The sequence below is a fragment of the Parabacteroides goldsteinii DSM 19448 = WAL 12034 genome, from assembly GCF_000969835.1.
GTDB lineage: Bacteria > Bacteroidota > Bacteroidia > Bacteroidales > Tannerellaceae > Parabacteroides > Parabacteroides goldsteinii.
Window position 1 is genome coordinate 526,032 of sequence record NZ_KQ033913.1, and the last position, 20,587, is coordinate 546,618.

The window sequence follows — 20,587 nt, forward strand, 5'->3', positions numbered from 1 at the left end:
AAAAAATATGAAACTGAATAAAATAAAACAATTATCGATTGGTTTGGCAACTATATTGCTGGTCAATGGATGCAATAGTTTGGATATCTCGAACTTGTGGAACTATGATGCAGACCTGGTTTGGAATGATGACAACTTAGCAACTGCTTATGTGACTGATCTCTATGGCGATATCTTTAGCGGTTGGTCTACAAGTGCGGATAATACAGCTGAGCAGCAAACGGGTATTCCTTTTATGTTGAGTACTATTACAACGTCGGGCAGTGGTTATAAGCGATGGAATTATACCAATATCCGTAATATAAATTTAGGACTTGAGTATCTGGCAGAAGGAGGATGTACCGAATCTGTTAAGAATAGCCTGACGGGACAAATGCTGTTTATGAGAGCATATCAGTATGGTGAAATGGTTGTTTATCATGGAGGTATGCCGTATATTACAAAAGCCCAGGATAAGGATGAAGATGATTTGTATGTGACTCGTACTTCCACGGCAGAGTGTTTTGATTTAATAATTAAGGACCTGGATGATGCTATTGCGTTGCTTCCGGCCAAAGCAACCGGTAACGATTATGGGCGTATAGACCAGTGTTTTGCTAAGGCTTATAAGGCAAAGATGTTGCTCTATAAGGCTTCTCCGCAGTTTAACCCAAGTAATATGTATGATAATAAATATTGGAACGAAGCTTATACGGCGGCGAAGGAGGCATACGATTTCTGTATAGCTCAGGGGATTAAACTGACTGCGAATTATGCAGATAACTGGTTGGTGGACGGCAACTCCGAGGTCGTTTTTCCTATTATCTATAGTAATCCGGATAAAACGGCCAATTGGGAAAACACGATTCGTCCCTCTTCTTTGAGTCGTAGTAATGCCGGTAATACTCCGACCTGGGATATGGTAAAAGCGTTTCCGATGTTGGATGGAAAGCGGTTTGATGATCCGGCCGGTAAATATTATGCAGGTGCTGAATCTGACTTTTTACAGAAATTCTGGCAAAATCGGGATCCCCGATTTGAGGATTGTATCCTGTATAATGCGGATTTATATCCGGTGTCGGGAACGGCTTCAGGATATCGCCAATATACTTCGGTCGGTATAGCTGTCAGAGAAGATTCATATGGAATCAATCCCAATGTGGGCAGCACTGCTACACAGAATGATGCTATTAGCGGCATGTATGTGCGTAAAGGATCTGATTTGTCTTTGAGTCAGGATTTGGTATCTACGTATGATCATGATTATCCGTTTATGAGATTGGCTGAAGTCATGTTTATCTATGCGGAGGCGGCCAATGAAACGGACCATCAGGATGTGGCTGTAGATATGCTGAAGCAAATTCGTAAACGTGCAGGTATCGAAGCCGGCGAAAATGGGTTGTATGGATTGAAAGTTGCTAATCGTGAAGAGATCCGGCAGGCTATTCTTGATGAACGCAATGTAGAATTATGTTTTGAAGGGCATCGTTTTATGGATCTTCGTAGAACCCGTAATATGATGCAGTTAAACGGACTGCAAAAATATGGAGTCGAGGCCATTGCTATCAATGAAGACGGTTCAGAAATGGATATTGCCGAAGCTACCCGGAAAGCCAAGACATATTCGTTGACTCCCGATAATTTTAAATATATTCTTAGAATGGTGCCGATCAGTGCCATAGCCGAGAATAAATTTTTGATTCAGGAATCGTATTATTTTTTCCCGATCCAGGAAAGTAAAATATTGGAAAATCCTAATCTCGAACAAAATAACAATTGGGGAGGAAAGTTCAACCCGACTATGGAATGAACAGTCTTGAACGATTATGTCATAAAAACTCGTAAATATTTGCGAAAATTATGGGATAAATAATATCTTTGTGAGACGTTAGGAGGCAATTAATCTTTCTAACGTCTTTTTTAAGCGGAAAAAATCAATAAAATTGCTAATCAATATTATATTAATTTGTACTATGAGAACAAACAGAAGGGACTTCCTTAAAACCCTTGGAGGAATTGCGGCCTTTACGATTGTGCCGCGCCACGTGCTTGGGAAAGGCTTTATCGCTCCAAGCGATCAGTTGACTAAAGGTATTATCGGTACAGGCGGGATGGGACGCGGTCACGTGAACTATGCCGGAACACGCTTGGTGGCCGTTTGTGATGTTGACAAGAAACATCTTGAATTAGGAAAACAATTGGTAAAGGAAAAAATTGCCGCTTATCATGACTTTCGCGATTTGATTCTGGACCCGAACGTAGATATCGTACACATCGCTACACCTCCTCATTGGCATGGAATCATGTCGGTAGAGGCTGCCAAGGCGGGAAAAGATATCTGGTGTGAAAAGCCGATGACACGTACGATCGGTGAAGGTAAACGGGTGATGGAAGCGGTGAAGCAGAACGGACGTATGTTCCGTCTGAATACCTGGTTCCGTTTTGCTGACCCTTTCTATGGATTGGGTACTCCCGTTAAACCGTTGAAAAAACTGGTTCAGAGCGGTATGCTCGGTTGGCCGTTGAAGGTGACGATCAGTAAACATACCGGTTTCGACTGGAAATTCTACTGGGTAGGTAAAGAATATCTCGAACCGCAAACAGTTCCTTCCGAACTGGATTATGACATGTGGTTAGGCCCGGCTCCTTATAAACCTTATAATGCACACCGTGTGCACCAGACATTCCGCGGATACTGGGATTATGATGGTGGCGGACTGGGTGATATGGGACAGCATTATATCGACCCGGTACAGTATTTCCTCGGAAAAGACAACACAAGCCCTGTGAAAGTGGAAGTGGATGCTCCGCAACAGCATCCGGATGCCGTAGGAACATGGCGCTCTATTACCTATACCTATGATGACGGTTGCCAGATCGTCCTTTGGGGTGGCGACTTCGGAGATCCTAATACTCCGTATATCTCCGGTCCGAACGGTAATGTCTATAAGAATTTTGTATGTGATATCCCTGATTGGGAAAAGAAACTGGCCGATTATCCGGAACCTGAACCTCAGGTGACAGACTTTATCGAATGTGTGAAAACACGCCAGCCTTTTGCCCTGAATGAACGGAATGGTTTCCGCTCGGCTACGATCGTGAATATGGGTGCTACGGCACTTCGTCTGAATCGTACATTAGAGTTCGATCCTGTGAAACTGGAATTTATCAATGACGAGGCCGCTAACCGTCTGCTGGATCAGCCGATGCGTTCACCCTGGAACATTTGATAATTAATAATTGAAAATTGAAAATTGAGAATTGAAAATTAGGGGAGAATTATAAAATTATAGACAATGAGAAAAGCATATATATCGATTGCCAGCTTGCTATTATTCGGCAGCGTACTGATGGCCCAATCTCCGGCGAACCGTACAGCTAAAACAATTGCGGCTGACGTATTGGCACAGATGCCTGCTGAGAAACAGGCTGAATACAATAAAATGATCAATGACCTGAAAGGTACCGGCGAAGAAGGGGTACTGATGTTGGTCAACATGATAAATGCTCCCGGAAAGGGAAGCAATGCACAAGTGGATTACGCGTTGAGCGGCCTGACCCATTATGTGATGGCGAAAGGGGAAGAAAGCGCCCGTTTGGCTACGGCTAACGCTTATCTGAAAGCGCTTGACCTGGTGACTGAACGCGAAACGAAAGCGTTTATCATCCGCCAGTTACAGATATTGGGACAGGATGAATGTATCGATGCGTTGTCGGCTTACCTGGGTGATGAAAGTCTGAGTGGCCCGGCTTCACGTGCACTGGCTGCTATCGGTTCTGAAAATGCCGGCAAAGCGTTGAAGGCTGGTCTGATGCGCCGTATGGGTACTCCGAAGACACAAAAAGATATCATCGTAGCAATCGGCGAAGCGCAGGTGGCTGATTCGGAAGAATTGCTGAAGGCGCTGCTGGGTTCGGGCGATGAAAATATGCAAAAGGCTGTCCTGCACTCATTAAGCCGTGTGGGAAGCAAGGCTTCCATCAAAGATATGGCTGAAGCTGCCGCCGCATCGGGTTACACAATGACCAAAACGAATGCGAACGAAGCCTATATCGCTTTATTGAAACGTGTTGCCGCACAGGGCGATGTGAAAGAAGTGGAAAAAGCGGCCAACGACCTGCTGAAGAAGGCTACCAAGGCTAATCAGACGCAGACCCGCGACGCTGCTTTGCAAATTCTTTTGTCACTGAAGAAAGAAAACAGTACCAAATTGTTGCTTTCCGCTTTGAAGGATGGCAATAAGGAATATCGGAATGCAGCATTGAACTTTGCTTCCGACTTTGCCAATAAGGAAGTTTATATCGAAGTCATGAAAGCGATGCAGAAGGCCAAACCGGAAGTGAAAGTCGATATTATCAACTGGATCGGCCGCGAAGCCAAATGCCCGTCAAAACATGATGTGATCAAGAGTTTGGAACTCCGTTTTGACCTGACTGCCATGCAGGTGCTGCTGGCTCAGTTGAAAGACAGCAACTTCGACGTAAAACAGGCAACCGTATGGACATTGGTGAAGATCGGTGACAAACAGGTGATACCTGTGCTTGCTGAACTGCTGACCAGCGACAATAAAGATGTAATCCTGCTGGGACAGGATGCTTTGGCTGCATTCAATGGTGATATCGACCAGGCTGTTGCCCGTGCCATTCCGTCTGCTACGGATGCCGGTAAGATTGCCGGTGCTGAGTTGTTGGCGATGCGTAAAGCGACTGCTAACCTGACTACAGTGCTCGAACTGATCAAGTCCGGTTCACCGGAAGTGAAAAAAGCTGCTTATACAGCGTTGAAAGATGTTGTGTCGGAAGGCGATCTGGTTAATCTGTGCGGTATGCTGGAAACAGCGGATGCATCGGCCGTTGCTCCGATCCAACAGGCTGTTATCTCTGCTATTTCTTCCATGTCTCCTGCGAAACAAAAAGAAACGATCACCCGCCGTATGCTTCAGGCTGGCGAGAGCAAGAAATATTTGTATTATATCGTTCTGGCGACAACCGGTGAGAAAGATGCATTGGCTACTATCGTAGACGGTTTCCATAAGGGATCGGGCGCTGCTCGCGATGCTGCTTTCGAAGCGTTGTTGAACTGGAAAGGTATTGAGGCTGCCGACGAATTGTATGCTATCTGTAAAGATGCTTCTTCTTCCGCTTATTTGGATCGTGCATTGAAAGCATACGTTAAGCTGGTTTCAAATCCTGCATTTACAGGTGAGAATCGTCTGCTGAGTTTGCGCAAAGCGATGGAAGTGGCAAAGACAGACGAACAGAAAAATATAATTCTGAAACAGGTTGAACGGACAGGCACCTTCCTGGGTATGCTCTATGCCGGCGAATTCCTGAATCAGAAACCTGTTCAGCAGGCTGCCGCCAATGCTGTTATGAATATAGCTTTGGGTAATAAGGAATATTATGGAGCCAATGTGCGTGAATTGCTGAACAAGGTAATGCAGGTACTCGACAATCCGGATGCCGGTTATCAGAAGGAAGCGATCAAGAAGCATCTGGCTGAAATGCCGCAGGGAGAAGGTTTCATTTCTATCTTTAACGGCAAAGATTTGTCGGGCTGGAAAGGATTGGTACAGAACCCGATTGCCCGTGCGAAAATGAAACCGGCCCAATTGGAGAAAGCTCAGGAAAAGGCTGACGAGATTATGCGTAGCGGCTGGAGTGTGAATGATGGTATGCTTGTCTTCAACGGTAAAGGTGATAACCTGTGTACGGATAAACAATATGGTGATTTTGAAATGTACGTAGACTGGATGCTTGACCCCGCAGGTCCTGAAGCCGATGCCGGTATCTATTTGCGCGGAACGCCTCAGGTGCAGATCTGGGATACTTCACGTGTGAATGTGGGTGCCCAGGTAGGTTCAGGTGGTCTGTATAATAACTCGGTAAATGAAAGCAAGCCGTCTAAAGTGGCTGATAACAAGCTGGGCGAATGGAACAGCTTCTATATCAAGATGGTTGGTGACCGCGTAACAGTTATTCTGAACGGAGAGAAGGTGGTGGATGATGTGATCCTTGAAAACTATTGGGATCGCAAGCAGCCGATCTTCCCGGTTGAACAGATTGAATTGCAGGCTCATGGTAGCAAGGTTTACTACCGTAATATATATGTAAAGGAACTGGAACGTAAAGAACCTTACAAATTATCTGCCGAAGAACAGAAAGAAGGTTTCAAACTATTGTTTGACGGAACAAATATGCATCAGTGGACTGGTAACACGGTAGATTATACGATGGAAGATGGTTGTATTTCCATGATACCGAGCAAGAGCTATGGTGGGAACCTGTATACAAAGGACGAATTCGGGAACTTTATTTATCGTTTCGAGTTCCAGCTGACACCGGGAGCCAATAACGGAGTCGGTATCCGTACTCCGATGGAAGGTGATGCCGCTTATGTAGGTATGGAAATCCAGATTCTGGATTGTGAACATCCGATCTATAAGAATATTACCAAATATCAGCATCATGGTTCTGTTTATGGCATCATCCCGACGAATGCCGATCACCACAAAGCGTTTAAGCCTGTCGGTGAATGGAATGAGGAAGAGATTGTTGCAAACGGAGATAATATCAAGGTAACAGTTAATGGTGTAGTGATATTGGAAGGTAACATTCGCGACGCTGTAAAGAACGGTACTCCTGACGGTAAGGAACATCCGGGCTTGTTCAATAAGAAAGGACATATCGGGTTCCTGGGACATGGTTCTCCTGTGAAATTCCGTAATATCCGTATAAAAGAATTGAAATAACAGACTATATAGTCTGAAAGGAAGCGGGGATCGGTTTTTACTGGTCTCCGCTTTTTTTGTGTGAATCTTTGAAAACCGTTGAATATAAACAGAAATAAAATTTGCTGGTCTGATTTATTATAACGAATTTTGTTGCTTACTAGTATTAAAAAAATGGATACAGCTCAATATAAGTTATTGCTGGATACGGCGCAAGTCGGTTGGTGGGAAATTGACTTTGATAAGAGAGTCTATATATGTTCGGATTATCTGGTCAGTTTGTTGGAACTGAAAGATAAAATTATTCCGACCAGAGATTTCCTCCAGTTGATACGTGAAGATTATAGAGCCCGGATTGCCAATGAATTTGCTTATTTCAGGGAGGTCGGTATTTACGAACAGATATTTCCGATCAAGACTTGTTATGGCTTTAAGTTTGTTCGTTCTAAAATTTGCAAGCGGGAGATCGAACCTTCCGGACGTGTTTATGTGTTAGGCATTCTTCAGTTGGTGCCATATAGCGAGGAAGAAACGAATAAACCGGCAACGGAAGGCAGCCAGGTAGATGGTTTGTTAAGGCATTTGGGGAGTATTTCGCGTGCCTTACATTCTTTTATCCAGACAAACGATTTGGTTGAATCTATCCAGTTGGTGCTGACTGAAATTCTCTTTTCGATCGATACAAAGGGGCGTGCCTGTATCATGGAATACAGTGATGACAAGCAGAGGCTTAGTTGTACGTATGAAGTTTGCAGCAAAGGTGTTGCCGCTGTCCGTTCCTCATTGCAGAATATACCGGTCTCCACGCTGGTTTGGTCGACACGGAAAATACGGAATCTTTATCCGGTGATGATAAACAATCTGAACGAGTTGCCGGAAGATGCGGAATCTGAAAAAATGTATTTGCAGAAGAGAGGAGTGCTTTCGTTTGTTCTGATTCCTTTGATCATAAAGAAAAAAGCTTTGGGATATATCGGGATCGATATTGTAGATAAATATCGCATATGGACGCTGGAAGACTATCAATGGCTTTCGTCCATCGCCAATATTATCAGTATTATTACAAAAATGGCGAGAATCAACGAAGCGCTCGACCATAGTGGAAAGTTGTTGCGTAATATTTATACGAATATACCGGTCGGCATAGAGTTGTATGATAAGGACGGATATCTTGTCGATATGAATAATAAGGATGTAGATATTTTTGGACTCGGTTCGAAAAAAGAGGCCCTAGGTGTTAACATCTTTGATAATCCTCAGATTCCCCCTGACGTGCTGGAAAAGATGAGAAAGAGGAAACCTGTCTCTTTCCGCCTGACTTATTCTTTTAGCGATATTATATCCAATGGGTATTATCCGACGAAGAAAAACGGAGTTATAGACTTGATAACCAAGGTTAGTATGCTTTATGACAGTAAAGGTGAACTGATCAATTACCTATTCATTAATCTGGATAATACGGATAAGATGGTCGCTTATAACCGTATTGAGGAGTTTGAATATTTCTTCACCCTGGTTAGTCATTATGCGAAAGTAGGATATGCCAAATTCGATTTGCTGACACGCGAAGGATATGCCATCAGCCAGTGGTATCAAAATCTGGGGGAACAAGATGGCACGCCGTTGGAGCAGATTATTGGTGTATATAGCGCCGTGCATCCGGAAGACCGTAAAGTGATGATGGACTTCTTTGACCGGGTTAAGAGAGGGGAGGCAACCAGTATCCGCAAGGAATTGCGTATCAAGACGGATTCCGGTTGGAAGTGGATACGTGTAAATGTGATGCGTAACCCTCAGTCGAATGATCCGGATAAACTGGAAATGATCTGTGTGAATTATGATATCACGGAATTGAAAGAAACTGAACAACAGCGTGAAAAGGCAGAAGAACTGGATCGCTTGAAGTCTGCTTTCCTGGCAAATATGAGCCATGAGATCCGAACTCCGCTGAATGCGATTGTCGGCTTTTCTACTTTACTGGTCGATACGGATGATAAAGAGGAACAGTCGCAGTTTGTAGAGATTATTCAGAAGAATAATGAACTTTTGTTGCAGTTGATCTCTGATGTGCTGGATCTGGCTAAGATAGAAGCGAATACAATTGAGTTCAAACCGAGTCGTATTGAGCTCAAAGAATTTTTGGATGATCTGGTGAAGTCGCTGAGTATCAAACTTCATGAGGGGGTTGTGCTTGGCAGTCAGCCGGATTTGTCGCCTTGTACTTTTGATTTCGATCCTGTGCGCCTGAACCAGTTGTTTTCCAACTTCATAAACAATGCGATCAAGCACACGGATAAAGGTTCTATCATGTTGGGTTATGAAATAAAGCCTGATGAAGTTGTCTTTACGGTGACGGATACGGGAGAGGGGATGAGTGAAGAAGTGCAGGCCCATGTCTTCGACCGCTTTTATAAGGGAAATGACTTTAAGCAAGGTACAGGGTTAGGACTTTCTATCTGCAAAAGTATTGTCGAACAGCAGAAAGGAAAAATCGGAGTAAGCTCTGAGCTTGGAAAAGGTTCCTGCTTTTGGTTCTCCTTACCCCGATAAAATATTCTTTTATTCTTTTTCTCCGTAAGCAAGATCTCCGGCATCTCCCAGGCCGGGGATGATGTAGGAATGATCGTCCAGTTCGTCATCCAGTGCGGCGATCCAAATCGTTGTTTTGTCATCCGGCATTTTTCTTTGCAGATATTCTATTGCCTGTTTGCTGGCGATGATGGAGGCCACATGGATATGCGAAGGATGTCCTTTGGTCAACAATGCTTCATAGGCCAGTTCCATGGAACTTCCGGTGGCTAGCATCGGGTCGGTGATGATCAATGTTTTCTCTGTCAGTCTCGGGGATGCGATATATTCGATGTGAATGTCAAAGTTCAGACGGTCTTTATATTTGCGATAGGCAGAGACAAAGGCATTTTCGGCATAATCGAGATAGCTTAAAAATCCTTGGTGATAAGGAAGTCCTGCACGTAATATAGTACTGATTACTATCCGGTCGTCGGGTGTATTCATCGGTGCGACTCCTAAAGGGGTTTGAATATCTTTTTGGCTGTAGGCAAAATCTTTGCTGATTTCATAAGCCATGATTTCGCCGATGCGTTCAATGTTTCTACGAAAACGAAGGCTGTCCTTCTGGATATTTACATCTCTAAGTTCGGATACGAACCTGTTCAGTATGGAGTTTGACTCTCCGAGATTAACTATTTTCATGTGTATTATATTGTATATGCAGACTAAAATTTCCGGTGTCGAAATTAGATATAATTAGAGCATCATACAAATGTTTCTCTGTAAAATTCCAGGTATAGGGCAAAAGTTTCACATTCCGAAACAAGAGGTGCTGTTCGGATTCTAAAATTGCGATAATTGAATTGGGGACATGCTTGCGGTTGTTTAATTAGAACCTTACGGTTTCGATATTCATTAAAAACACCCCTTTTTAGTGGATTTCTGTATGTATTTTTGCAGATATGATAAAGTAAACAGAAAAAGGAGGTGTAAAAAACTTCCTTCCTGCCGAAGCAAGAAGGAAGTTAAAGAAATAAATCATATTATTTTTTTCGCCAGTGCCGTTCATAGCCTCCAGCAAGAATTTACCGGGTTTGAACTTTACCGTTGTTCTAGCTGGAATCTGTACCGGAGTACCCGTTTTAGGATTACGAGCCAGGCGACTAGTTTGCGGTCTAGGTATTAAAGTACCAAAACCGATAAGAGTAATTTCCTCTTTTTGCGACATTTTTTCGGTTACAATCTCGATGTAAGCATCTAATACTTTTTTTGCTTTTTGCTTTTGTAACCCTGCCTTATCTGCTAAGGCTTCGATAAGTTCTGCTTTGTTCATGAGTGTTTCTTTTTAATGATTATATACATTGCAAATGTAAGCATTGATTTTTTTATATGGTGTCTTTTTTCAGACAACAAAATTTGCTTGCATTTCTTATTAAACAATAGCTGTAGCCTTTTGTTACGATTTTAGAAACAAAAAACGTTAATTCACATTGGTTTGCGATAATCGAAACGAAGAAAGGCGTTAATGCTATTTGACCACACTTTATTTTTATTGTATTGTGAGAAGAATATATGAGTAGAAATAGTAAATAACACACTAATAATTATGAAAGATGCATTGAATAACGGGCTGATAAAAGCCATGAGGGAACATCTCCCGGAGGAGACAAATTTGGCTAACTATATTATGGATATTATATCTATAGGTAAGGAAGCCGTTTATCGCCGGTTGCGTGGGGAGGTTCCGTTTACATTTTATGAAGTATCATTATTGTCTCAGAGTCTGGGGATTTCCCTGGACCAGATCGTTGGAACCAACCGGGCGGAAGGAGCCGTTTTTAATCTGAATGTCTCTAATAATATGAGTCAGATGGAAAGTTACCATGATATACTCAAACGTTATCATAAATTATTTACATTTGCCAAGGAAGATCCCAAATCGGTACTCAGTGCCGCTTGTAATATCGTTCCGTTTACATTTTATTCTCCGTATGAGCGTCTGACCAAATTCCGTCTTTGCCGGTGGATGCATCAGAATAACGGGATGAAGATCACTGCAAGTATGTCGGATATCGTTGTGACGGAGAAAATACTGGAGTCCCAGCGTAAACTGATGCAGGAGTGCCGCCAGGTTCCGTCTACCTATACGATTCTTGATAATAATATTTTCCAGTCGTTGGTTAGGGAGATCAAGTATTTTGCAGGGCTGAACATGCTGAGCGATGATGATATCGAAGTGATGAAACAGGAGCTGAATCGTTTATTGGATGAAATGGAACAGATTGCTGCCCGGGGGGAATATCCGAACGGTAACAAAGTTTATTTGTATCTTTCCAATATTAATTTTGAGGCTACATATACATTCCTGGAAAAAGGGAGCTTCCAGTTGTGCATGTTCCGTCTTTATGCTATCAACTATATGGATTCGCAACATCCGGAAATCTGCCGTGCCCAGAAAGAATGGATCCAGTCGTTGAAACGCTATTCTACTTTAATCTCGCAGAGCGGAGAGATACAGCGGATGATCTTTTTCACGAAACAGCGTGAAATCGTAGATACCTTATAATAATATGCCAATGTGCCAATTATAAAGATATTTCTCAATTGGCATGTTGGCACATTGGCATATTAGCACATTATTACTACTTTTGTCCCGCAATAAATAAACAGATATTATGAGGATAGAAGAGAATTACTCCCTGGAGAAGCATAATACATTTCACCTGCCGGTTAAGACGCGGTGGTTCATGGAATATACGAATGAAGAAGAATTAGGACGGGTTCTACGGGACGAGTATTTTCAGGAGTGTTTGTCGCTGCATATCGGCAGCGGAAGCAATCTGCTGTTTATAAATGACTTCAACGGTATCATCCTGCACTCGGCCATCAAAGGTATCCGTGTGGAGAAGGAAACCGACGAACATATTTGGCTGCGTGTCGGTGCCGCCGAAAGGTGGGACGATGTTGTTGCGCATGCCGTTGCCAACGGGTGGGGAGGAATAGAAAATCTTTCCCTGATCCCGGGTGAAGCTGGCGCTGCCGCTATCCAGAACATCGGAGCCTACGGGGCGGAGATAAAAGATGTGATAGAAAGTGTGGAAACATACAACCAGTTGACTTTTGAAAAGCGGATATTTACGAACGAAGAATGCCAGTATGGCTATCGCAGCAGTTATTTCAAAAACGAACATAACGACCCGCACATTGTTACATATATAATAATACGGTTGGATAAACGCCCATCCTTTTCCATTAACTATGGAAACCTGAAGGAAGAGCTGGCTAAATGTCCGGAAGTAACATTGGAAGCAATCCGCCGGGCCGTGATCGCGATCCGTCAGGAGAAGCTGCCCGATCCGGACAAGCTGGGAAATGCCGGCAGTTTCTTTATGAATCCGGTTATTCCTGTTGCACAGTTTGAGAAACTGAAGGAGCAATATTCCGGTATGCCTTCTTATCCGGCTGGTGAGGGGAAAGTGAAAGTTCCTGCCGGCTGGTTGATCGAACAATGCGGCTTTAAAGGTAAATCGCATGGTCCGGTCGGTGTATATGAAAAACAGGCGCTGGTCCTGGTCAACCTGGGAGAAGCCCGGGGACACGAGATTGCTCTGGTGGCGGAAAGTATCCGTACTGCCGTAAAAGATCGTTTTGGCATCGAGATAATGCCTGAGGTTAAATATGTAGGATAATGAAAATTACATTTCTGGGAACGGGAACTTCAACCGGGGTTCCCGAAATAGGCTGTCAGTGTGAAGTTTGTACAAGCAAAGATCCCCGCGACTGGCGCCTGCGTACATCAGTATTAGTAGAAACAGAGGGGAAGCGTATCTTGCTGGACTGTGGACCGGATTTCCGCTGGCAAATGATACAAAGTAAAACATACCACCTGGACGCCGTCCTGATCTCACACGAACATTATGACCATGTCGGAGGATTGGATGACCTGCGTCCGTTCGGACGGGAAGGAGACATACATATATATACTGAAGAAAATGTGGCTGAAGCCATAGAGACGCGTATCCCGTATGTTTTCCGCGAAAATAGATATCCGGGTGTTCCCAATCTAAAAATCCACCGTGTGACGACAGAACCTTTTATGGCTGCCGGGATAGAGATAATTCCTATCCGGGTAATGCACGGAAGACTGCCTATCCTGGGGTTCCGGATAGGGAATATGGCCTACCTGACCGACCTGAAATCTCTTCCGGAAGAAGAATATGCCAAACTGGAAGGATTGGATGTTTTGATTATTACTGCTTTGCGCTGGGAAGAGCATCCGACGCATGAAAGTGTGGGAGAAGCATTAGAGCAGATCGGACGCATCCGTCCCAAAGAATCCTATCTGATTCATATGAGCCATCGGATCGGCTTGCAAAGCCAGGTAGAAAAAAAGTTGCCTCCGCATGTTCATCTGGCATATGATCAATTGGAAATTCCCAAACTGCAACCGGTATAATATACTTTCCCGTTTTCTTCATAAATCTGGCTGGAAATATGAAGTTGCGGGAAATGTTGTTCTAATCTGACCGACAGTGTATCGCCAATCGTCTTGAAAAGTGTGTCGGCTGGTTCATGATACGGCAGACTGCTAAAGTAACAAATATTCCCTTCGCTTTCAAAAAGGTCGGCTCCCAGCCATCTGTCGCTGATTCTCCATAGGGTAGAATCGTTCGCTTTCACATATAAGTCTAACAGTTTCGATTGTATCATCAGGTTAAGCGGAGCATTGCTGTCGAGTGTTTTACGGAGTAACATTTGTTCCTTCGGCTGGTTGTTTTTCTGCTTTCTTTGTATGGCCGCTACTTCCTCCAGCAATTTCCTGCTGTAACTGGCGACCCATACGCCATTATGTTGGTAGTAGCCGAAAAAGCGGTTTCCGGCATCCGGGCAATAGGTAAAAGTGATGCCTCCTTTGGTTTGCTGTTGAGGAGCGAATGATTTGAAAGCTGTTTTTAAAACATTTTCTTCTATATGTCGGGACATGCTTTTATCCGCTTTTGCATACATTACAATACCTTGCGGATGGAATGAGAGATGTAATGAGGCAATTTCCGGATTCTTTCGGATGATAGTAAGATATATTTCAGGGATTTTAGAGGCGAATGCCTGGTAAACAGGTTCCTTGGTTAGTATTATCCGGGCAAAAACGGAAGGACGGTTTACGGCAAGTATCGCTTCCGGTTCCGGTGCAGTCAGGGTATATAAATCTGTTTGCACCAGTTCTTTACTCTCTTTCATGTCACCGAAAAAGTAGTAGACTGCCGACAGCGTAGCGAGAGCAGTTAAGATGATAATCACTATTTCCCGCCTGTAAATTCTCATTCTCTAAATTTTTGCCTTCAGGAAATATTTGCACCAAGGCTTGAGTCCGCATTCCTCACATTTGGGCTTTCTGGCTACGCAGACGTATCGTCCGTGCAGGATCAGCCAGTGGTGAGCGATAGGTATCTGTTTCTCCGGGATGTTTTTCACCAGTTCTTTTTCTGTTTCGAGCGGTGTTTTGCTGTTGTTTGTCAATCCGATGCGGTTGGCGACACGGAATACGTGGGTGTCTACGGCCATTGCCGGCTTGTTGTAGACAACGGAGGCGATCACATTGGCTGTCTTGCGTCCTACGCCGGGCAGCTTTTGCAACTCGTCTATGTCCGAAGGGACTACGCCGCCGAAATCAGCCATCAGCATTTTGGCCATCCCGACCAGATGCTTCGATTTATTGTTCGGGTAGGAGACACTACGGATATATTCAAATACGACCTCCGGTGTGGAAGCTGCCAGCACTTCTGCTGTCGGGAAATCCCTAAACAGAGCCGGCGTAATCATATTCACCCGTTTGTCGGTGCACTGAGCCGATAGAATCACGGCAATAAGCAGTTGGTACGGATCGTCGTAATGAAGTTCCGTTTCTGCAACCGGTACGTTTGCTTCGAACCAGTCTAATACACCTTTATATCGTTCCTCTTTTTTCATCCTGTTATTTCATTAAAGATAATACATTTTTTCCGAGTAACAAACCCAGGAAAACGGCAATAAGTCCTAAAACGTTACTAGCCAGTATGTTTAAGAGAGCTAATTTATAATCACCGATTTTTATCAGTGACATAGTATCCAGTGCAAACGAAGAAAAAGTTGTAAATCCGCCAAACAGGCCGGTAAAAAGAAATGCCCTTGTATTGGTTGAGAAGTTATAATTTTCGGCAAGACTCCAGCAGAAGCCGATCAGAAAAGAGCCGATTATATTAACGGATAGTATCCCAAAGGGAAAGGAGTACTGCAATGAACGCTGCACCCACATGGAAACTCCATAACGCAGTGCCGATCCGATTGCTCCTCCTGTAATTAAAATTAAAACCTTTATCATATTTCATCCTCCTTGTGTGTTTCCCCCGGGCTGGTTAAAGGCCCGGGGAAGATGGTAAATGATTTAGGTTTTCAATTTAATTGGCTGATTCGAATTGTTTCAGGAAACGAACATCGTTTTCTGAGAACATTCGTAGGTCTTTAACTTGGTATTTCAGGTTTGTAATACGTTCGATACCCATTCCCAGTGCATATCCGGTATAAACTTTGCTGTCGATACCGCAATTTTCGAGTACATTCGGGTCTACCATACCGCAACCGAGTATTTCTACCCAACCGGTATGTTTACAGAATGCACATCCTTTACCGCCACACAGGTTACAGGAAATATCCATCTCAGCAGATGGCTCTGTGAACGGGAAGTAGGAGGGGCGTAAACGTATTTTCGTTTCCGGACCGAACATTTCTTTTGCAAAGAAAAGCAATGCCTGTTTCAGGTCGGCGAATGAGACATTCTTGTCAACATACAGGGCTTCTACCTGGTGGAAGAAACAGTGTGCGCGATAAGAAATAGCTTCATTACGATATACACGTCCGGGGCAGATGATGCGGATAGGAGGTTCCTGAGTCTCCATCACACGAGTCTGTACCGATGATGTATGTGTTCGCAATAACACATCCGGATTATGTTGTATGAAGAACGTATCCTGCATATCACGTGCAGGATGGTCTTCAGCAAAATTCAAAGAAGAGAAAACATGCCAGTCGTCTTCGATTTCAGGACCTTCAGCAATGCTGAATCCCAGACGTCCGAAGATGTCGCAGATTTCCTTTTTAACGATTGAAAGCGGGTGGCGTGTGCCGAGTTCGATAGGATAAGATGTACGCGTCAGGTCGATGTCATCGTTTCCGGTCTGTACATTGTCGAAACCTTCTTTCAGTTCATTGATTTTATTTTGAGTAGCTTCTTTCAGCTCGTTGAGGAATTTACCCACTTCACGCTTCTGGTCAGCCGCAACGTTGCGGAAATCATTCATCAGCGCAGAAATTTCTCCTTTCTTGCTGAGGTATTTGATGCGTAAAGCTTCCAGCTCTTCGGCATTTGCAGCCTTCATATTCTCTACTTCCTGAAGCAGAGCCTTAATTTTATCGATCATTTCTAATCATATTTGTTTTCGACGTGCAAATTTACTCCTTTCTTTTGGATACTGCAACCGATTGCGGAAGGTTTTTTCTTAAAAACACAGGCAGTCTCCTTTCTATTCCTAAAAATTATAGGCAAGACCTACGCCGAGTATCTCTTTGAACTGTACTTTTGCCCCATGTTTCGTACCGTTGTCATCGAAGGTTTTCACGTCGTTGTCGTATTTCAGTGTCGTGTTGAGCGTAGCCGACAGGAATTTGTTGATCTTCATACTAATGAGCATGTCCCAGTTGACATCGATGTTTCCGAACTGATTACTATACGGAGTGAAAAAATCGGCTGTAGTGATCAGGCTTACGTTTTCCATCACCGGCATTTCTGCACGGGCTTTGAGGTAAGCGCCACATTCGATCTTGAAACGGTCACCGGGATCGACACCGAATGCGCCCAGATCGGACAGGTAATCGTCCTCAACAAAAGTCATTTTTGCTGAAACGGGAGAGAGGTAGATCGAATAATTGCTTTTCGGGCGGTATTCCATACCCAGCGAGACGTTGGAATAGGCCGGCGCGAAAAAGTTGGAGATATAATGTTCCTTGTCCGGATAATTGTATCCTTTGGCAAACTGTGTGTTCAGGTCGCCCATTAGTGTGTAGAACCAGACATTGTTCGTTGAATAGCCCAGCTGGGTGGAAAGTCCGATCTTATCGGTGCTCTTGCGCATCCCCTGCGACTTGGTTTTTGTCAGTCCGTAATCGAGAACCAGGTTGGTCACCCAGAGCCAGTTTCCGTTTTTATGTGTCAGCGAACCGTTCAGATAGGCATTTCCGGCTACTGAGTTTTCACCTCCGGCTGACCAGTTGGTCATCGCTGTTTGCGACAGGTTGAGGCCTGATACGCCTTTCAATACATATTTTCCTTCTTCGTAACCTTTATCGTCGGTTTGACTATATGCGATAGTTGCCAGTGCGGCAAATGCTATCATTAAAAATGTACGTTTCATATACTGTTATATTTTAAGTTGTTTTTTATAAAGAGGCCACTTTATTATTTAAACATGATTCATTTATTTTTGTTTAAGGATGGATTAAGATTGTCCTGTCATATTCTCCGTTTTTCCGATTATCAAAATGACACTACCCAACCGGGTAAATCGGATTAATATACCGGGTAAAATAAAATACCCCAGCGGGTAATATTTTTTAACGTATCGTTTTGTTTAAAATGAGAAGCTATTTGCGTTAAAATGTAAATGATAGCTTTGTGGACAAAATGTCGATATTGCTATGTTGTCAATGTAAGAGAGCTAGAAAAAGCGGCATGTATTCTTTCAGTTCCGTGCGTAGTATTTTCAAAGACTGTGATATGCGGTAAGCGATGGTTTTGGGTGATACACCGGTACGCTCGGCTATTTCGTTGTAGGTTAGATGTCCGAAACGATTCATTTCGAATGCTTTCCGGTATTCTTCAGGGAGCTCCCTGATCGCCTTGGTTGCCAAGGCGATCAATTCTCCTTCTATGTAAAAATCCGGATCTTCGAATTGATTTTCAAATTTGGCATACAACTTTTCGTGTACCCGTTGTTTGATTTGATTGTGGGTTATATTATTCAGGCATTTATTTTTGACAATAGTAAACAGCAATGATTTGAGGGACATTTGAGGAACCAGCATCGCACGGTTTTCCCAAAGCCACATCATCACTTCCTGTACGATTTCTTCCGTTTCCGTCTCGGCTACATATTGGGAGGCGAAGGCGCATAACCCTTTATAATATTGTTTGTAGACCGCATCGAATACACTCTCGTCACCGGCTTTAAGTCTATTTAAGGTCTCTTCATTGCTTGTTATCACTGATATGAATGTTTTGATATAGTGCAAACTTAAACAAATATTTTAAGAATTAACAATTAACGCCCGGGTTTTTGTGAAATATTTCCGGGCGTCAGCTATGATAAATAATTATTTCTTTGTTTTTTTCCCCTGGTTGGCAACTGCTTCCATCAGTTTTTTGATCTCTTCCGGATCCCCCAGGAAATAATCTTTTACAAGATTCAGGTCGTCATCGAATTCGAGTACGTAAGGGACGGCTGTCGGAAGATTCAGGTGTACGATCTCTTCATCCGGTATGTTACGTACATATTTAATAATACCTCTCAGGCTGTTGCCGTGGGCTGTCACTAAAATCTGGTCGGCAGTTTCGAGCGAAGGAAAAATGACGTCTTTCCAATAAGGGAGGATGCGTTCGACAGTATCTTTCAGTGATTCCGTACGTGGCAATTCGGCATCGGGTACATCTTTATAACGTATTTCGAATCGGGGGTTACGCGGATCGTCCTCTTTCAATGCATGCGGAGCCACATCGTAACTTCTGCGCCAGATCAGGACCTGTTCATCACCATATTTTTCGGCTGTCTCGCTTTTGTTGAGACCTTGTAAGGCTCCGTAATGTTTTTCATTCAAACGCCAGCTTTTCTCTACCGGAATCCAATCCTGGTCCATGCGGTCGAGTACGCAATTTAATGTTTTGACGGCACGTTTCAGGTAGGAGGTGTATGCTTTATCGAACACATATCCTTCTTTTCTTAGTAATTCACCTGCTTTATATGCTTCTTCAATCCCTTTTTCTGTCAGATCAACATCCGTCCAACCCGTAAACCGGTTTTCTTTGTTCCATGCGCTTTCGCCGTGGCGAAGTAAAACAATCTTTTTCATATGCTTTTTATTTATTATAACTATCTGTTTATTAGATAACAATCGAGAAGCAGGAAAAGATATTGAACTTTTTCTAAAAAAAATCACATTTTCGTTTAGTATATCTTTTTTCTGAATTGTATTAATTATAGAAACAGGAAAAAAGATGATAGTAGACGAAAACATACTGATAAAATATCTCGACGGAACATTGACTGACGAGGAACGTACCCGGGTTGACGACTGGGTTGCCGAGTCGACCGAGAACGAGAAACTACTGGAACAGGTCTATTTCACCTTGCAGGTGACTGACCGTTTGCGGGTAATGGAATCGGTCGATCCCGAAATGGCTTTGGTCCGTTTCAAATCGAGAGTACGTAAACAAAATAAAAAGGTTAGTTTCCGCCGCTCCCTACAGTTTATGCAAAGAGTTGCAGCGATACTGTTCATTCCGGTATTAGTTTTATCTGCCTATTTCTTTATGCAGACGGGTAAAGAGAAGGTGCGCATGGTAGAAGTGCGCACCAATCCCGGAGTGGTTTCGACTTTCGAATTGCCTGACGGATCGAAAGTTTGGTTGAATGCCGGAAGTTCTTTGAAGTATCCTGAAAATTTCTGGCCTGAGTGCCGGCTGGTTGAATTGACCGGGCAAGGTTATTTTGAAGTGACGAAGAATCCGGAAAAGCCTTTTATCGTGAAAGTCGATCCGGTCTATTCTGTGGAAGTGCTCGGAACGCGTTTCGATGTATCTGCCTATAATGATGACGATGTTGTTTCCACAACTTTGGTGGAAGGCTCTGTGAAATTGAATATAGCACAGGCAGGAGGTAAAATCGTTCATCAGATTCTGAAACCCGACGAGAAAGCGGATTTTACGAGGGTAGGTGGAAAATTATCTATCACTTCGGTCAACGCAGATAATAAGGTAGCCTGGCGTAATGGTGAGATCATTTTCAAGAATACTCCGATGGGGCAGGTCCTGAAGACGTTGCGACGCCATTATAATGTACAGTTTAACGTGAAAGACCGGGACGTGCTGAATGCCATCATTACCGCAAGGTTTAAAAATGAGCAATTGCCGCAGGTCATGGAATATATCAAGCTCGCCTCGGATATCAAGTTTAAGATCGATAAGCCGGTCATAACGAATGATAATCGTTTGGAAATGTCTGTTATAGAAATATCGAAAGAATAAAATAATAGTGTAGAACCTTTTTAAATCAGAATGCCTA

At 43.4% G+C, this 20,587-nt stretch carries 16 protein-coding genes and 1 pseudogene; 8 read left to right on the forward strand and 9 right to left on the reverse strand.

Annotated features, from left to right (window positions below; translation table 11 throughout):
* Positions 1-7 precede the first annotated feature (7 nt).
* The 4 genes from HMPREF1535_RS15195 to HMPREF1535_RS15210 all read left to right on the forward strand — a co-directional run bounded on the left by HMPREF1535_RS15195 (position 8) and on the right by HMPREF1535_RS15210 (position 9,260).
* Positions 8-1,789: a RagB/SusD family nutrient uptake outer membrane protein gene (locus tag HMPREF1535_RS15195; protein ID WP_046146764.1), complete on the forward strand. Its 1,782-nt coding sequence runs from the start codon at positions 8-10 to the stop codon at positions 1,787-1,789.
* Positions 1,790-1,952: 163 nt separating this feature from the next.
* Positions 1,953-3,209: a Gfo/Idh/MocA family oxidoreductase gene (locus HMPREF1535_RS15200; RefSeq protein WP_046146765.1), complete on the forward strand. Its 1,257-nt coding sequence runs from the start codon at positions 1,953-1,955 to the stop codon at positions 3,207-3,209.
* A gap of 66 nt (positions 3,210-3,275) precedes the next feature.
* The gene (locus tag HMPREF1535_RS15205) at positions 3,276-6,731 is read left to right on the forward strand and encodes a DUF1080 domain-containing protein (protein ID WP_007652946.1); all 3,456 of its coding nucleotides are present in this window, start codon (positions 3,276-3,278) and stop codon (positions 6,729-6,731) included.
* A gap of 153 nt (positions 6,732-6,884) precedes the next feature.
* On the forward strand, positions 6,885-9,260 hold the full coding sequence (locus tag HMPREF1535_RS15210; protein ID WP_046146766.1) for an ATP-binding protein: 2,376 nt from the start codon (positions 6,885-6,887) through the stop codon (positions 9,258-9,260).
* A 9-nt stretch (positions 9,261-9,269) separates the two neighbouring features.
* On the opposite strand, the gene upp is transcribed toward HMPREF1535_RS15210, so the two are convergent.
* Together upp and HMPREF1535_RS15220 are read right to left on the reverse strand one after the other, a co-directional pair.
* Positions 9,270-9,923, reverse strand: coding sequence for a uracil phosphoribosyltransferase (gene upp / locus HMPREF1535_RS15215; protein WP_007652949.1), 654 nt, complete (start codon positions 9,921-9,923; stop codon positions 9,270-9,272).
* 358 nt (positions 9,924-10,281) lie between these two features.
* Positions 10,282-10,554 (reverse strand): annotated as a pseudogene (locus HMPREF1535_RS15220) (HU family DNA-binding protein); the annotation flags it as partial.
* A gap of 273 nt (positions 10,555-10,827) precedes the next feature.
* Between HMPREF1535_RS15220 and HMPREF1535_RS15225 the strand changes: the two are divergent.
* The 3 genes from HMPREF1535_RS15225 (at position 10,828) to HMPREF1535_RS15235 (ending at position 13,677) form a co-directional block, all read left to right on the forward strand.
* Positions 10,828-11,787, forward strand: coding sequence for a hypothetical protein (locus tag HMPREF1535_RS15225; protein ID WP_007652951.1), 960 nt, complete (start codon positions 10,828-10,830; stop codon positions 11,785-11,787).
* Between the two features lie 109 nt (positions 11,788-11,896).
* A complete protein-coding gene (gene murB, locus HMPREF1535_RS15230) occupies positions 11,897-12,910 on the forward strand; it encodes a UDP-N-acetylmuramate dehydrogenase (RefSeq protein ID WP_007652952.1) in 1,014 nt (337 codons plus the stop codon).
* The gene (locus HMPREF1535_RS15235; RefSeq protein WP_046146767.1) at positions 12,910-13,677 is read left to right on the forward strand and encodes an MBL fold metallo-hydrolase; all 768 of its coding nucleotides are present in this window, start codon (positions 12,910-12,912) and stop codon (positions 13,675-13,677) included. The genes murB and HMPREF1535_RS15235 overlap by 1 nt, the downstream gene beginning before the upstream one ends.
* On the opposite strand, the gene HMPREF1535_RS15240 is transcribed toward HMPREF1535_RS15235, so the two are convergent.
* The 7 genes from HMPREF1535_RS15240 to gpmA form a co-directional block, all read right to left on the reverse strand.
* Positions 13,644-14,543, reverse strand: a complete 900-nt coding sequence (locus HMPREF1535_RS15240; protein WP_010799853.1) for a hypothetical protein — start codon at positions 14,541-14,543, stop codon at positions 13,644-13,646. The genes HMPREF1535_RS15235 and HMPREF1535_RS15240 overlap by 34 nt on opposite strands.
* A 3-nt stretch (positions 14,544-14,546) precedes the next feature.
* Positions 14,547-15,188 carry an endonuclease III gene (gene nth, locus HMPREF1535_RS15245; RefSeq protein ID WP_007652955.1) on the reverse strand — a complete coding sequence of 214 codons (642 nt, stop codon included), beginning with the start codon at positions 15,186-15,188 and terminating at the stop codon, positions 14,547-14,549.
* A 4-nt stretch (positions 15,189-15,192) separates the two neighbouring features.
* Positions 15,193-15,579 (reverse strand): fluoride efflux transporter CrcB, encoded by a 387-nt coding sequence (crcB, locus tag HMPREF1535_RS15250; protein WP_046146768.1) that lies wholly within the window; start codon positions 15,577-15,579, stop codon positions 15,193-15,195.
* A 76-nt stretch (positions 15,580-15,655) separates the two neighbouring features.
* The gene (gene pheS, locus HMPREF1535_RS15255) at positions 15,656-16,675 is read right to left on the reverse strand and encodes a phenylalanine--tRNA ligase subunit alpha (protein ID WP_007652959.1); all 1,020 of its coding nucleotides are present in this window, start codon (positions 16,673-16,675) and stop codon (positions 15,656-15,658) included.
* A 108-nt stretch (positions 16,676-16,783) separates the two neighbouring features.
* Positions 16,784-17,665 (reverse strand): DUF3078 domain-containing protein, encoded by an 882-nt coding sequence (locus HMPREF1535_RS15260; RefSeq protein ID WP_007652960.1) that lies wholly within the window; start codon positions 17,663-17,665, stop codon positions 16,784-16,786.
* A gap of 289 nt (positions 17,666-17,954) precedes the next feature.
* The gene (locus tag HMPREF1535_RS15265) at positions 17,955-18,515 is read right to left on the reverse strand and encodes an RNA polymerase sigma-70 factor (RefSeq protein WP_007652962.1); all 561 of its coding nucleotides are present in this window, start codon (positions 18,513-18,515) and stop codon (positions 17,955-17,957) included.
* A gap of 108 nt (positions 18,516-18,623) precedes the next feature.
* A complete protein-coding gene (gpmA, locus tag HMPREF1535_RS15270; RefSeq protein WP_010799852.1) occupies positions 18,624-19,376 on the reverse strand; it encodes a 2,3-diphosphoglycerate-dependent phosphoglycerate mutase in 753 nt (250 codons plus the stop codon).
* Positions 19,377-19,521: 145 nt separating this feature from the next.
* Here gpmA and HMPREF1535_RS15275 point away from each other — a divergent pair, with 145 nt between their 5' ends.
* Positions 19,522-20,550, forward strand: a complete 1,029-nt coding sequence (locus tag HMPREF1535_RS15275; RefSeq protein WP_046146769.1) for a FecR family protein — start codon at positions 19,522-19,524, stop codon at positions 20,548-20,550.
* Positions 20,551-20,587: the final 37 nt, after the last annotated feature.

Coding starts and splice junctions, on each gene's coding strand:
- HMPREF1535_RS15195 (WP_046146764.1), top strand. CDS start 8: ATGAAACTGAATAAAATAAAACAATTATCGATTGGTTTGGCAACTATA.
- HMPREF1535_RS15200 (WP_046146765.1), top strand. CDS start 1,953: ATGAGAACAAACAGAAGGGACTTCCTTAAAACCCTTGGAGGAATTGCG.
- HMPREF1535_RS15205 (WP_007652946.1), top strand. CDS start 3,276: ATGAGAAAAGCATATATATCGATTGCCAGCTTGCTATTATTCGGCAGC.
- HMPREF1535_RS15210 (WP_046146766.1), top strand. CDS start 6,885: ATGGATACAGCTCAATATAAGTTATTGCTGGATACGGCGCAAGTCGGT.
- upp (WP_007652949.1), bottom strand. CDS start 9,923: ATGAAAATAGTTAATCTCGGAGAGTCAAACTCCATACTGAACAGGTTC.
- HMPREF1535_RS15225 (WP_007652951.1), top strand. CDS start 10,828: ATGAAAGATGCATTGAATAACGGGCTGATAAAAGCCATGAGGGAACAT.
- murB (WP_007652952.1), top strand. CDS start 11,897: ATGAGGATAGAAGAGAATTACTCCCTGGAGAAGCATAATACATTTCAC.
- HMPREF1535_RS15235 (WP_046146767.1), top strand. CDS start 12,910: ATGAAAATTACATTTCTGGGAACGGGAACTTCAACCGGGGTTCCCGAA.
- HMPREF1535_RS15240 (WP_010799853.1), bottom strand. CDS start 14,543: ATGAGAATTTACAGGCGGGAAATAGTGATTATCATCTTAACTGCTCTC.
- nth (WP_007652955.1), bottom strand. CDS start 15,188: ATGAAAAAAGAGGAACGATATAAAGGTGTATTAGACTGGTTCGAAGCA.
- crcB (WP_046146768.1), bottom strand. CDS start 15,579: ATGATAAAGGTTTTAATTTTAATTACAGGAGGAGCAATCGGATCGGCA.
- pheS (WP_007652959.1), bottom strand. CDS start 16,675: ATGATCGATAAAATTAAGGCTCTGCTTCAGGAAGTAGAGAATATGAAG.
- HMPREF1535_RS15260 (WP_007652960.1), bottom strand. CDS start 17,665: ATGAAACGTACATTTTTAATGATAGCATTTGCCGCACTGGCAACTATC.
- gpmA (WP_010799852.1), bottom strand. CDS start 19,376: ATGAAAAAGATTGTTTTACTTCGCCACGGCGAAAGCGCATGGAACAAA.
- HMPREF1535_RS15275 (WP_046146769.1), top strand. CDS start 19,522: ATGATAGTAGACGAAAACATACTGATAAAATATCTCGACGGAACATTG.